Below are 12972 nucleotides of genomic sequence, written 5' to 3'. Positions count from 1 at the left end.
CGCCACCGCCGGGGACCGCCGCGACGCCCGCGGGAACGCGGGCGCGGACGCCGGTCGTCGTCGACTGGTGGCGCGACCACCCCGCCGACGCCGCCCGACGCTACCGGTTCCTCGCCACGGGCGCCGACGGGGTGACGACCCCCTCGCGGACGACGAAGACGCAAGTCCGCGAGCACGGCGCCGACGGGGACGACGTGCGGGTCGTCCCCGAGAGCGTCGACTTCGACCTCGTCGAGTCCGCCGACGTCGACGACCGGTTCGACGCGGTGTACGCCCGACACCTCGACCGCCACGCCAACGTCGAGACGTTCCTGCTCGGCCTCGCGGAGCTGCGCGGGCGCGACTGGACCGCCGCGGTCGTCGGCGACGGCCCGGAGCGCGGGCGGATCGAGGCGATCGCGAGCGACCTCCGGATCGCCGACCGCGTGTCGTTCCTCGGCGACCTCCCGCGTCGCGAGCGGGTCGAGATTTTCAAGGGCACCCACGTCGTCGCCGCGACGGCGACGTGGGAGACGTTCGCGACGGAGCTGCTGTGGGCGCTCGCGTGCGGCTGCGTCGCCCTCGTCGAGTATCAAGCGGACTCCAGCGCCCACGAGCTCGTGGAGGGCCGCGAGCGCGGGCGCCTCGTCACGAGCCCGGCCGAGCTCGCGGACGAGTTCGTCGCCGTCGGCGACCTCCCGCGGCGGACCGTCGAACCCGATTTCTCGGAGTACGACCACGACCCGGTGTTGGACCGGTACGTCTCGACGTACCGGGAGCTCGTCGGCGAGTGAACTGAAACAGGGCCGAACAGGTCAACGACGACAGCGAGGAGCGGCGCGGCCGTGCGACGGCCGCGGTGGACGCCGACTACTCCTCCTGGGTGATCGTGCCGCCGTACTTCATGAAGACGAACGCCAGCCCGAGCGTGCTCACCATCGCGATGAACGTCGCGATGCCGAGCGCGCGGGCGCCCTGCGGGACGAAGACGGCGTTCGAGCCGCCACCGCCGCCGGTCGATTCCGTCTCGATGTCCTCGCCGACGGCGAGGCCGGCGTGCATGCCGACGGCGGTGTGGGGAACGCAGTGGTAGTGTGTGATGCCGACGTCCTCCTCGCTCGTCTCGTACTCGTAGGTGTACCCCTCCTCGCCGACCGGATCGCCGCTGGCGAGGCCGGCCGGCCCTTCGACGTTCTGGACGTTGTGCGCGCCGCCGTTCCCGGTCCACTCGAAGGTGATCGTGGTGCCCGTGTCCACCCAGAGCAGAGTCGGGTCGAACGCGAGCCCCTGGTCGCCGGCGCCGACCGACACAGTCACATCGCTCTCGCCGCGGGCGTCCCGATACGACCCGACGTTCCCGCTGCTGGCCCCGCTCGGCCAGACCGGCTGTTCCTCCTGTGCCGCCGCGGTCCCCGCCGTCGCCGTCGCCGCCCCGGCGGCAGCGGTCGCGCCGCCCGCGGTCCGTATGAACGCGCGCCGGGAGACGTCGTCCGAGCTCATACAACCCGGTTTGTGACGGGCTATAGTGAATATGTTGATCCGGACGCGGGCGGTGTCGCCGACGAGCGTATAAAACCAGCGCCCGTACCGTCACCATGAGCTATCCGGTCACCTACTACTGCCCGCACTGCGGGACGCTCGTCGGGCTCGAACGCGACGGCTACCTCGCGGACAAGGCCGTGACGCCGTATCCGTTCGAAGGCTGGACGTACGCCGCCCCCGCAGAGCCGTTCGAGGACCAAGACGGCGTCGACGGCGTCCGGTTCGTCTGCGGCGAGAGCGACGAGGTCATCTGGGACCCGCACGACGGAGTGCGCGGGACGGATGTCGGCGGCGAGGTCGATAGCGGCGTTGGCGGCGAGGTCGATAGCGGCGGCGAGGCCGAGGCGGGCGACGACGGCGAGGGCGGAGCAGAGGCGGGCTGCGGCGAGCCGTTCTACCTCTCCTTCGTTCGGTACGACGAGGGCCGCGAGGTCGACCCGCGCGCCGAGAGCGAACTGGTCGAGATCGACCCCGACCCGCGGCCGAGCGGGCCGCGTGGGCCGACCGGGCCGAGCGGCGGCGGGAACGCCGGCGACTCAGACGGCGGGTTCTGGTAACGCGACGTTGCGGACCGCCCCCGGATCCGATCCGTCGCGCCGGCCGTACTATTATCACTGCGAGGCGTGACGGATCAGGTATGCCAGACACCAAATCGGGGCGCGACAAGCAGGCACGCGACGAGGAGCGCCGACAGATCGAACGCGATATTTCGGAGGCCCGCGAGCGCGGCGACGAGACGGAGCCGCCGGACGACGGCCCGGTGGCGTGTTATCGGCGGGGGTGTACCGAGCCCGCCGCGTTCGAGGTCACCGAGCGGTATCAGGAGGAGACCGGAAAGGGCGCCGTGGAGGCGACCGCGCTCCTCTGTGCGGACCACACGGCCGCGGAGGCCCCGGCCAATCTCGACAGCGCGTACGAGGAGTACGTCTTCCGTATCGAACCGCTCTCAGCCGGCAACGACGACTGACCGGAGCGGGCGGCAACGACCGGGGGAGGTGACGGCGGCCGACCGGAGCGGGCGGCCGCCGTCGCTCGACCGGCGACGCCAACAGACAAACCCCTTAACCGGGGAGCGAGAAGTATCGGCCATGGAAAGCATCAATCGGACGGCGATCGAGCTCGTCGACGAGGCGCTCGACTTCGCCGGCGAGCTCGACGTCGTCGGCTACGAGCTGGAGAACGGCGCCACCGTCGTCGACTTCGGGATCGACGCCGCCGGTGGCGTCGAGGCGGGGCTGCTGCTCGCCGAGATTCAGACCGCCGGCCTCGCGAACCTCCGCACCCGCATGGGCGAGGTCGCGGGCGCGCCGCGCCAGTACGTCGAGCTGTCGACGGACCACCCCGCGATCGCCCTGCTCTGCTCGCAGAAGGCCGGCTGGGAGCTCGGCTTCGAGTCCGGCTACGAGGGGCTCGGCTCCGGCCCCGCCCGCGCGCTCGTCGGCGAAGAGGCGGAGTTCGAGCGCGTCGGCTACTACGACTCCTCGGAGTTCGCCACGCTCGCCGTCGAATCGACCGCGCTCCCGACGGAGGAGGTCGCCGAGCACGTCGCCGACCTCGCCGAGGTCGACCCCGAGGGGGTCTTCCTCCCGGCGTACGCGACCGGCTCGACCGCCGGCTCGGTCGCCACCGCGGCCCGCGCCGCGGAGCTCGCCGTCTTCCGCCTCCTGGAGCTCGGCTACGAGCCGACCGACGTGCTCCACGCCTCGGGCGCCGCGCCGATGGCGCCGGTGACCCGCGACGAGGACCTCGCGATGGGCCGGACGAACGACGCCTTAGCCTACGGCGGCGAGGTCCACCTGCAGGTCGCGCGCGACGACGACCGGTTCGACCGGATCGTCTCGACCGCCCGCGAGGAGTACGGCACTCCCTTCGTCGAGGTGTTCGAGGACGCGGACTGGGACTTCTACGAGGTCGACGAGGCCGTCTTCGCGCCCGCGACGGTCACCGTCGACGTCGTCGACGGCCCCGTCTACACCGTCGGCGAGACGGACGAGGCGCTGCTCGCCGAGTCGTTCGACTACCGCTGATCCGGTCGTAATCGACGCCGATGCGACTCAAACCCGTCCCCGAGCCCCCGGCCGCCCTCGACGACCTCCGAGAGCTCCAGCGGGCGGTCCCGCTCGTCCCCGGGAGCACCGACGACTGCTGCGCCCGCCTCCGCGACCGGTGTGGCCTCTCCGACCGTCGGGTCGCGAACGACTGGCTCGCGTTCCTCCGCGCCCTCGAACTCGTGCGGGAGACGTCCCGGGGGTTCGTCCGAGCCGACGCCGAGCCGACCCCAGAACTCGTTCGCGAGGGGCTCACCGAGGGCGTCCTCCACGCGCCGGAGGCGATCGCGGCCCTGCGAGCGGCGGCGCCCGAAGCCCCCCTCACGCCCGACGCGCTGTTCGAGGCGACCCGCGACTCCGTCCCGCGGCACGACCGGGCCCGCGACCCGGAGTGGGAGGCGACGTGGCGCGACCGGGCGGCCCGGCTGCTGGAGTGGCTCGCGCTCGTCGATCTCGCCCGATCCGTGCCGGCCGACTCCCCGTCGCCCGACGGGGAGGCAGACGGAGACGACGATCCGGTGAGTTCGCCCGCCTACGTCGCCGGCGAGGCGGCCTGATCCCGGGGCGCTTCCGACGAGGAGAACCGGCGCGAACGCACCGTGACAAGCCTTTTACTCGGCGCCGGAGAGGGTGTTCGCATGGGACGATTCGACGGGCGGGACGAGCCGCTCTCGGTTCGCTACAAGCCGACGAGCGTGAAGGACCTGCTCGTGGAGATGAAAGACACCGCCGAGCTGCTTATCGATCTCTCGTACTCGGCGGTGCTCCACGGAAGCCCGACGATCGCCGAGGAGGTCGTCGAGCTCGAACACCGAATGGACATCCTCCAGATGCGCGCACGGATGAGCCTCATGCTCGCGGCCCGGAGCCCCGACGAGGCCGAGACGCTCGCGCCGGTGCTCGGCGTGGTCGGCGCGGCCGACAAGATCTCCGACGCCGCGGGCGACATCGCGAAGATCGTCACCGAGGAGATCGGCCTCCCGGACGCGATGCGCGGCGCGCTCACCGAGGGCGTCGAGACGCTCGTTCGCGGCACCGTCGCGCCGGACTCCGACTACGCCGGTCGGACGCTCAAGGACATCGACCTGGAGTCGGAGACGGGGGTTCGGGTCATCGCGATCCGACGCGACGACGACTGGATACTCAACCCCGGGCCGAAGACGCGGATCGAGGCCGGCGACGTCGCGCTCCTGCGCGGTCCGGAGACGGGCGTCGCCGAGGCGTACCCCGAGCTGGCGGGCGAGCCGTTCGAGCCGGACGAGCCGGTCGAGCCCGCGATCGACGATCTGGAGCGCGCGGTCGACTCTATCGTGCTGATGAAGAACCTCTCAGAGCTCGCGGTCGACCTCGCGTACGGCTCGATCCTGTTCAACAACGAGGCGCTCGCCGAGGAGGTGTCCAACCTGGAGGTCGAAGTCGACGCGCTCCAGTCGCGGTTCGAGGCGTGGACACTCCGCGCCGCGCGGGAGGCCGACGACCCCGTCTCGCTCCGCGGGCTGATCCACCTCGGCGTCGCCACCGAGGAGATCTCCGACGCCGCCGTGAAGATCACCGAGGGCGTCACGCGCGACCTCGGCGTCCACCCGGTCGTGGAGATGGCGGTCCAAGAGTCCGACGAGATAATCACGCGCACGGTCGTCCGAGAGGGGAGCACCCTCGCGGGCACGACCGTGGAGAACGGGATCCCCACGACCGACGTCTCGACGAGCGTGATAGCGATCCGCCGCCCCGACGAGGGGTGGATGATCGGCCACGACATCGACACGGTTCTGCGCCCCGGCGACGCCGTCATCTCGAAGGGGACTCGCACCTCCGCCGCGGAGTTCGAGGCGCTCGCGTCGTGACCGCCCCGCCGACAACAGATCCCGCGGGCCTCGCCCGCGCCTACTACGACGCGCTCGACGCCGGCGATTACGAACGGCTCCGGGACCTGCTCGACCCGGAGTTCGTCCAGCGACGCCCGGACCGCACCTTCGAGGGACGCGACCGCTTCGTGGCGTTCATGCGCGACGAGCGGCCGACGACCGACACGACCCACGTCGTCGACGCGGTGTATCCGGCGGGGCCCGGCGTCGCGGTCCGCGGGCGGCTACTGGACGCCGACGGCGACGAGCTGTTCGCGTTCGTCGACGTCTTCGACGTGGCGGACGGGCGGCTCGCGGCGCTGGAGACGTACGCCGGCGACGGCGGGGAGTGAATCGGACTCACCGCCGGGAAGGGCGCGCCGAGTCGGGCCCCGCTCACTTCCGGATCCGGTCGAGGTCGGCGACGAACGCCCGGAGCGCGTCGCGCGTCACGTGCGGCATACAGACGACGCGGAGCTCGCCCGCCGCCGTGCGCGACACCTTCCAGCCGGCCTCCCGGAGCGCGTCGAACTCGGACTCCGGAAGCGCCGCGGCGACGAGCGGAAGCGCCGGTTCGACCACGTCGTAGCCCCGCTCGGCGAGCGCGTCGGCGAGCCACGCGGCGTTCTCGGTCGCGCGTTCGGCCGCCTCCCGGTAGCCGTCGGGCCACAGCGCCTCCATCGCGGCGACCGCGCCGGCGACGCCGGCACCGCTCCGGGTGCCCGTCAGGGTCGCCTGCGATCGGGTCTCCAGATAGGGCGTTTCGACGGCGAGCGCATCCATCGCGGCCGGTTCCCGGGCGAGGAGCCCGCCGGCGGGAACGGGAGCCTGCCCAAACTTGTGTGGGTCGATCGTCAGCGTGTCGATCGGGGCGTCGCCGAACGACCACGCGTAATCCGTGAAGGGGAGGAGGAACCCGCCCCACGCGGCGTCGACGTGCATGCGTGCGCCGGCGTCGTGAGCGATTTCGGTCAGCGCCGGGATCGGGTCCACGCGCCCGTACTCCGTGCTGCCGGCGACGCCGACGACCAGCGCGGTGGCGGCGTCGACCGCGGCCGCGACGGCGTCGGTCCGGGCTCGGTAGTCGTCGTCGACGGGGACCGTCCGGAGCTCGACGTCGAGCAGCTCCGCGGCCTTGTGAAACGAGAAGTGGCCGCTCTCGGGGACGACGACGTTCGCGTCGCTCGCGGCGTGGCGGTTCCGCGCGGAGCGGACCGCCTGCACGTTCGCCTCGGTCCCCCCGGAGGTGACGTAGCCGGCCGCGTCGGTCGGCGTCGGGTGGTCCGCGAGCGTCGCGAGCAGCTCGATCGCGCGCGCCTCCAGCGACGCGACCGCCTCGTAGGTGGCGGGGTCGCCGGGGTTCGTCGCGAGGTAGCGCTCGGCCGCCTCCCGCGCCGCGGGGTGCGGCTCGGTACACATCGAGGAGAGCACCCGGTCGAACGACTGCGGCTCGGGCTGCTGCATTCAGGAAATCGTTAGCGCGGAGGGTCTTACCCGTTCCGCTCTCGGGCGTCGGGCGAGCGGGACCGGGAGCTCGGACGGGCGAGTGAGTCGGAAACCGTTGCGTCCCGGGTCAGCGGACCGAATCGAGGAGGAGCCGCTGTTCGGTCCGCTTCACCTCGTGTTGCACGTCGCGGACGGCGTCGATGTTCGCCGAGATGGAGGAGACCCCCTCGTCGACGAGGAACTCGACCATCTCCGTCTTCGAGCCGGCCTGTCCGCAGATGCTCGTGTCGACGCCGAGCTCGCGACAGGTCTCGATCGTGTCGCCGATCAGACGGAGCACGGCCGGGTGGAGCTCGTCGAACCGGTCGGCGACGTGCTCGTTGTTGCGGTCGACCGCCAGCGTGTACTGCGTGAGGTCGTTCGTGCCGAAGGAGGCGAAGTCGATGCCGGCGGCCGCGAGCTCTTCGATCTGCAGCGCGCTCGCGGGGGTCTCGATCATCACGCCCCACCGATGCGTCTCGGGGTCGATCCCGGAGTCGCGCATGTGCCCTTTGATCCCCTCGATATCGCTCGCGTCGTTGACTAAGGGGAACATCACCTCCAAGTTGTCGTACCCCATCTCGAAGAGGCGCGCGAACGCCGCGAGCTCCTGTCGGAACGGGTCGGGCTTGTCGAGGCTCCGCCGGATCCCGCGCCAGCCGAGCATCGGGTTGTGCTCGTTGGGCTCGCCCTCGCCGCCCTCCAACTCGCGGAACTCGTCGGTGGGCGCGTCGATGGTCCGGACGCGGACCGGCCGCGGGTAGAACTCGTCGGCGACGCGGCGGACGCCCTCGATCAGCTCGTCCTGGTACGCGCGGGCGCCGTGGTCGGCGATGTACTTCTCGGGGGTCTTCCCGAGCGAGAGCACCATGTGCTCGATCCGGAGGAGCCCGACCCCGTCGGCGCCCGTCGCGGCCGCGCGCTCGGCCGCCTCGGGGATCGAGACGTTCACCTTCACTTCCGTCGCCGTCATCGGCTTCACCGGCGTCTCGGGGCGGGCCGCCTCCACGGGCTCGAACTCCTCGCCGGGCTCGGCCTCGTCGTCGGTCCCGGCGCGGACGGTCCCCTTGTCGCCGTCGAGGGTCACCTGCTGGTCGTCTTCGAGGATCCGCGTCCCGTTCCCGGTCCCGACGACGGCCGGGACGCCGAGCTCGCGGGAGATGATCGCGGCGTGGCTCGTCATCCCGCCCTCGTCGGTGACGATCCCCGCGGCGCGTTTCATCGCCGGCACCATGTCCGGCATCGTCATTTCGGTGACCATCACGTCGCCCTCTTGGACCTGATCGAGGTGATCGAGCTTGTGAACGAGCCGGACCGCGCCGGAGACGATCCCCGGGCTCGCACCGAGCCCGTCGACGAGCACGTCCTCGTCCGCGCCGGCGGACCCGCCGTTGGCCGCGCCGGGCCGGTCCGACGCGTCCCCGACGGTGGACTTCCTCGTGGTCTCTCCGCCGGTTCCGCCCGCGTCCGCGTCGCCCTCGTCGCCCTCGTCGCCCGCGCCCTCCTGAATCGTCGTGATCGGGCGGGACTGAAGCATGTATATCTCGCCCTCGTGGATCGCCCACTCGACGTCTTGGGGCGTCCCGTAGTGGTCCTCGACGCGCTCGCCGAGCGCGACCAGCTCCTCGATCTCCGCGTCGGAGAGGACCCGCGCGGTGCGTCGGTCCTCCTCGACGTCGAGTTGGACGGTCTCACCGGTCTCCTCGTCTTTCACCATCTCCACCTTCTTGTCCGCGACGGTCACGTCGTCGACGGCGCCGCGCCCGCGGTCGTACACGTAGTTGTCGGGCGAGACCGTGCCGGAGACGACCGCCTCGCCGAGCCCCCACGCGGCCTCGATGGTGATCTGCGGGTCGCCGGTCGAGGGGTGACTGGTGAACATCACGCCGGACTTCTCGGCGTCGACCATCCGCTGGACGACGACCGCGATGTCGACGTCCGCGTGCGGGAACCCCCGCTGCTGTCGGTAGTAGATCGCTCGCTGGGTGAAAAGCGAGGCCCAGCACTCTTTCACCCGCCGCACGAGATCGTCCTCGCGGACGTTGAGGAACGTCTCCTGCTGACCGGCGAACGAGGAGTCGGGGAGGTCCTCCGCGGTCGCGGAGGAGCGCACGGCGACGAACACCTCCTCGCCCTCGCCGCCCATCGAGCGGTACCGTTCCAGGATCTCCTCGCGGACCTCCTCGGGGAGCGGGGTCTCCAATATGAGCTCCTCCGCCCGCTCCTCGGCCGCGCGGAGCGCGGCGGAGTCCTCGGGATCGACATCGACGGCCGAGAACAGCTCCTCGTCGATCCCCGCCTCCTCGATGAAGGTGCGGTACGTACCGGCGGTGACGGCGAATCCCGGGGGAACCGGGAGTCCGGCGCCGATGAGTTCACCGAGCGAAGCGGCCTTTCCGCCGACGGTCCCGACGTCGTCGGCGTCGACGTCCTCCAGCCAAAGTACTGCCATTCGTGTACCCGGAGGATCCGCGAGCCGACCTATGAAGCTTCCGGCCTGTGCAACGGTGAATATAAGATTACTCAGTCGCGAGTTACCGGGCGGTCGAGGGCGCTATTCGAGAGCCGACACATCCGTCGTCCAAGCCGATCGAAATTCGAGAGGGCCGAAGCAGTCGAGAACCACGAACCGTGCGTCGGTTCGTACTCCACGGTACGCGTCCGTTCATTCTATACTTATCTTCGGGCAATCAACCTAAGTCCCGTAACGTGTTACACATGTTGTAACAGCACCGAGTCGGACGGTCACTCGCCCGCAAGCCGCCGTCGCTCCCCGCTGAGGATGCGCTCCCAGACGTCGAACAGCCGACTGTTCAGGTCGTATCGATCGTTCACCCGACCAACCCAAGCGTCGTCGGCGAACAGGAGGCACTGGAACCGACGGACGGACGGCGAGAGCGACCCCCGGTCGCCGCCGTAGTACGACAGCGACTCCCGTCGGGTCCGCTCGACGAGGTCGGACGGAACCTCGATCCCGTCGGCCGCGGCAGCGTGGACGAACCACTCCAGGTGTAACAGCGCGTCGGCCAGCAGGAAGCGGTCACGGAACCCGGAGACGCGGGCGAGCGCCGGACGACCGTCGACCGTCACGTCGCGCGGCCGGGAGAACCGCGGCGCCGTCACCGTCGCGTCGGCCGCCCCCGCGACCGCCCCGGCGACGCGCCGAAGCCGCCAGTCCCCGTACCGCACCGGCGCGAGCAGCGCGAGCTCGTACCACGTCGGCAGCCACTCGCAGTACGGCTCGGAGAAGGCGCCGTCGGCGAGGAGCGTCGCCGCCACCGACCGCGCCTCGGCCGGCGACAGCGTCGCGCGGTCGGCCCGGAGCCGGTCGGCGACCCGTGCGCCGTCGATCGCGTCGGCGCCGTCGAAGTCCATGCCGTCGGCGACGTGCCGGGTGTACGCGCGGCTCGCCGCGTACCAGTCGGCGAAGTCGGCGGGCGCCGTCAGCCGGAGGAGTCGGAGGACCGTGATGGCTCCGCTACGCCCGCGGTCGACAAAACCGCTCCGTTCGACCGTCTGGGCTCCCCCACTCAGCGCTCCGGTTTGCGCTCGCTCTCTGTCGCGAGACCGGTGTCGGCGCTACCGGGCTCGTCCGCGAGCGCCGCGTCGAGTCCCCACTCGTCGGCGCGCTCGGCGGCCTCCGCGCGGGCCTGTTCGCGGATCGCCTCGATCCGGTCGTCGTCCGCGAGGAAGGCCGCGACGGCGTCGGCGTCGTCCGCCTCCGGGTCCGACAGCCGCTCGTCGGGCGCCGCCTCACGGGTGCGGTCGGCGAGCGCCGGATCGTCCGCGAGCTCCGTCGCCGCCGCGCCCGGCGCGACGCGGAGCGCGTCCTCCTCGTGGGCCGCCGCGAGCCCGTCATCCTCGACCGCGTACACCTCGACGCGGTACGGCCCGGGTACCGCGAGCTCCGCGAGCGCGTCGGGTCCGCCGCTGTCGCTCACGGTGTTGTACGCGAGCACGGGAACTCCGTCCGCAAACGTGAGAACGCCCCGGGCGTCCCCCTCCAGCAGGAGCGTCTCCTGCGGGACGAGCGTCGCGTAGCCGGTCAGCTCGCGGTCCAGCGCTCGCGAGAGGGTCGTGGCCACGTCGGAGACGACCCGCGATCGGAGCAGGGCACCGCGGGGGATCCGCAGCTCCGGCGAGTCGTGCGATCGCTCCGGTCCCCTTGCCCCGTCGGCAGGGCCCGTCATGGCGTGTCGGGGACGACTGCGCTTCGGAACCGATCGGCGACCGCGTCGCCGTCGCCGTCGCGCACGTCGAGTCGAGTCGCCGCCCGCCGGTACCGAGCCGCCGCGTCGCTCTCCGGCGCGTGCGCCAAGAGGGGCTCGCCGGCGCGGCGCGCGTCCCGGACCACGTCGCTGTCGGGGACGCGCGCGAGCACGGGCCCACCGAAGTGGCGCTCCGCCTGTTCGGCGGCGTCGGCGGCGTCGTTCCGGACCTTGTTGAACAGGACGCCCGCGGTTTCCGTGCCGTACGAGCGGGCGTACTCCTGGACTTTCAGCCCGTCCGAGAGCGCGGGGATCGTCGGCTCGACGACGACGACGACGCGGTCCGCGAGGACGACCGGCAGCACCGCGGACTTCGAGCCGAGCGCGGCCGGCGAGTCGAGCAAGAGCACGTCGGTGTCGCTCGCGAGCTCGGCGACCACGTCGCGGAGCCGTTCCGGCTCGGCCGCTTCGAACCCCGCGAGCGAGGTGCCACAGGGGACCACGGAGAGCCCGAAGCGCTCGTACGTCGCCTCCGCGACACCGGTCGCGGTCCCGTCGACGAGCAGGTCGTGGAGGGTGACCGTCGCGTCGTCGAGGCCGGTGTGAAAGAGGAGATTCGCCATCCCCGTGTCGGCGTCGACGACGGTGACGTCGTGCTCGTCGGCCAGCGCCATCCCGAGCGCGAGCGTGCTCGTCGTCTTGCCCGTGCCGCCCTTCCCGCTGGCGACCGCGAACGCCTCGACCATGGGCCCAACTGTCCGGTCGCTCGGCTAAAACCTGTCCATCCGAGGGCCCGTCACCGGGCGGTCACTCGTCGTGAATGAACACGAGCCGCTTCGTCTCGGTGTTACAGAGACAGAGGTCGATCCCGTCGCGGGTCGCGCCGATCTGCTGCCAGCCGTGGTCGCTGACGAACAGCGTCTGGAACACGCCGCGGTCGCAGTCGGGGTTCGGACAGCCGACGCCGGCGGCGTTCTTGTACACGGTCGTCCCCCCGCCGGAGCTCTGGCGCACCAGCCCGTCGCGCAGCGAGCGGAACTCCTCGGCAGACATCGGTCCGTCCGTGTCTTCGTCTCCCATGCGTTCGCGTTCGCGGGCCACGATATATAAATCGACGGTCTGTGACAATTGGTAGCACAGTCGTCGCGGTGAGCACCCGCTCTCGGGTGTCGCCGCCCCCTCCGGTCCCGTCCACCGGTCACTCGCTCTGCCGCTTGGCGACGTCGGCGGACGCGTCGGCGAGCCGAGTCGGCTCGGGGAGTTTATACCCCGCACACAGCGCGTCGACCAGGTCGACGGCCGTCTCGGCCGAGACCCGGTGACCGGGGCTCACGTACAGGGGGTTCACCCGGCGGCTGTTCGGGTACTGTCGCGACTGAACGGCGTGGCCGATGACGAGGGCGTCGTCGAGCGCGGCGCTCGGGTCCGCCGTCCCCACCGACTCGTCCGCGCGGATCGGCGTCCGCCACCCCTCGGGTCGCTCGTCGGTCGGGTCGTCGGGCTCGCCGCACAGCAGGCTCTTCGCGACGCCGACGCTCGGCACGTCCAAGAGGACGCCGACGTGCGTGGCGAGACCGGCCTCGCGGAAGTGGATCCGGCCGGAGCCGTCACAGACCAGCAGGTCCGGTTCGGCGTCCAGCGCGTCGAGCGCGGCCAGTATCGGCTCTCCCTCGCGGAACGCGAGGAGGCCCGGAACGTACGGAGTCGAGAGCGGCGTGATCGCGCTCGCGTACTCGACCACGACGCCGTCCCGGATCGCGACCGCGGCGGAGACGGCCTCGTCCTCGCCGTCTTCGGGCGTCAGGAACGCCTGGTCGACGCCGACGACGACGGGCGCGTCCGGATCCTGTCGCTTGTGCACATCTG

Annotated in this window: 15 protein-coding genes; 7 read left to right on the top strand and 8 right to left on the bottom strand. The window is 71.5% G+C overall.

What is annotated here, in order from left to right; all coding sequences use genetic code 11:
- Positions 1–773, top strand: a 773-nt coding sequence (locus OQF71_RS10885; protein ID WP_280587687.1) for a glycosyltransferase, incomplete at its 5' end; no start/stop codon positions are given.
- A 76-nt stretch (positions 774–849) separates the two neighbouring features.
- Here OQF71_RS10885 and OQF71_RS10880 read toward each other — a convergent pair.
- Positions 850–1479 carry a plastocyanin/azurin family copper-binding protein gene (locus OQF71_RS10880; protein ID WP_280587686.1) on the bottom strand — a complete coding sequence of 210 codons (630 nt, stop codon included), beginning with the start codon at positions 1477–1479 and terminating at the stop codon, positions 850–852.
- Positions 1480–1574: 95 nt separating this feature from the next.
- Here OQF71_RS10880 and OQF71_RS10875 point away from each other — a divergent pair, with 95 nt between their 5' ends.
- The 6 genes from OQF71_RS10875 (at position 1575) to OQF71_RS10850 (ending at position 5766) form a co-directional block, all read left to right on the top strand.
- Positions 1575–2078, top strand: coding sequence for a hypothetical protein (locus OQF71_RS10875; RefSeq protein ID WP_280587685.1), 504 nt, complete (start codon positions 1575–1577; stop codon positions 2076–2078).
- A gap of 80 nt (positions 2079–2158) precedes the next feature.
- On the top strand, positions 2159–2488 hold the full coding sequence (locus OQF71_RS10870; RefSeq protein WP_280587684.1) for a hypothetical protein: 330 nt from the start codon (positions 2159–2161) through the stop codon (positions 2486–2488).
- A 121-nt stretch (positions 2489–2609) separates the two neighbouring features.
- Entirely contained in the window at positions 2610–3548 is a 939-nt protein-coding gene (gene mch / locus OQF71_RS10865; RefSeq protein ID WP_280587683.1) for a methenyltetrahydromethanopterin cyclohydrolase, read from the top strand.
- A gap of 20 nt (positions 3549–3568) precedes the next feature.
- The gene (locus OQF71_RS10860) at positions 3569–4126 is read left to right on the top strand and encodes a hypothetical protein (RefSeq protein WP_280587682.1); all 558 of its coding nucleotides are present in this window, start codon (positions 3569–3571) and stop codon (positions 4124–4126) included.
- Between the two features lie 81 nt (positions 4127–4207).
- A complete protein-coding gene (locus OQF71_RS10855; RefSeq protein WP_280587679.1) occupies positions 4208–5413 on the top strand; it encodes a potassium channel family protein in 1206 nt (401 codons plus the stop codon).
- Positions 5410–5766, top strand: a complete 357-nt coding sequence (locus OQF71_RS10850) for a nuclear transport factor 2 family protein (protein WP_280587677.1) — start codon at positions 5410–5412, stop codon at positions 5764–5766. Before OQF71_RS10855 ends, OQF71_RS10850 begins: the two co-directional genes overlap by 4 nt.
- A 43-nt stretch (positions 5767–5809) precedes the next feature.
- On the opposite strand, the gene mfnA is transcribed toward OQF71_RS10850, so the two are convergent.
- The 7 genes from mfnA to OQF71_RS10815 form a co-directional block, all read right to left on the bottom strand.
- The gene (gene mfnA, locus OQF71_RS10845; RefSeq protein WP_280587675.1) at positions 5810–6877 is read right to left on the bottom strand and encodes a tyrosine decarboxylase MfnA; all 1068 of its coding nucleotides are present in this window, start codon (positions 6875–6877) and stop codon (positions 5810–5812) included.
- A gap of 109 nt (positions 6878–6986) precedes the next feature.
- Entirely contained in the window at positions 6987–9350 is a 2364-nt protein-coding gene (gene ppsA, locus OQF71_RS10840) for a phosphoenolpyruvate synthase (protein WP_280587674.1), read from the bottom strand.
- Between the two features lie 293 nt (positions 9351–9643).
- Positions 9644–10273 (bottom strand): hypothetical protein, encoded by a 630-nt coding sequence (locus OQF71_RS10835; protein WP_280587673.1) that lies wholly within the window; start codon positions 10271–10273, stop codon positions 9644–9646.
- 155 nt (positions 10274–10428) lie between these two features.
- Entirely contained in the window at positions 10429–11088 is a 660-nt protein-coding gene (locus tag OQF71_RS10830) for a hypothetical protein (RefSeq protein ID WP_280587672.1), read from the bottom strand.
- The gene (locus tag OQF71_RS10825; protein WP_280587671.1) at positions 11085–11852 is read right to left on the bottom strand and encodes an AAA family ATPase; all 768 of its coding nucleotides are present in this window, start codon (positions 11850–11852) and stop codon (positions 11085–11087) included. The genes OQF71_RS10830 and OQF71_RS10825 overlap by 4 nt, the downstream gene beginning before the upstream one ends.
- Positions 11853–11913: 61 nt before the next feature.
- Entirely contained in the window at positions 11914–12186 is a 273-nt protein-coding gene (locus tag OQF71_RS10820) for a hypothetical protein (RefSeq protein ID WP_049906210.1), read from the bottom strand.
- 118 nt (positions 12187–12304) lie between these two features.
- Positions 12305–12972 (bottom strand): endonuclease V (locus tag OQF71_RS10815; protein ID WP_280587669.1); only part of this gene is annotated, 668 nt, incomplete at its 5' end.

Origin of the sequence: Halorubrum sp. Boch-26 (assembly GCF_029889805.1) — an archaeon.
Classification (GTDB): domain Archaea; phylum Halobacteriota; class Halobacteria; order Halobacteriales; family Haloferacaceae; genus Halorubrum.
The sequence above is the reverse complement of the archived record's forward strand: the minus strand, read 5'-3'. Positions and strand labels throughout refer to the sequence as shown.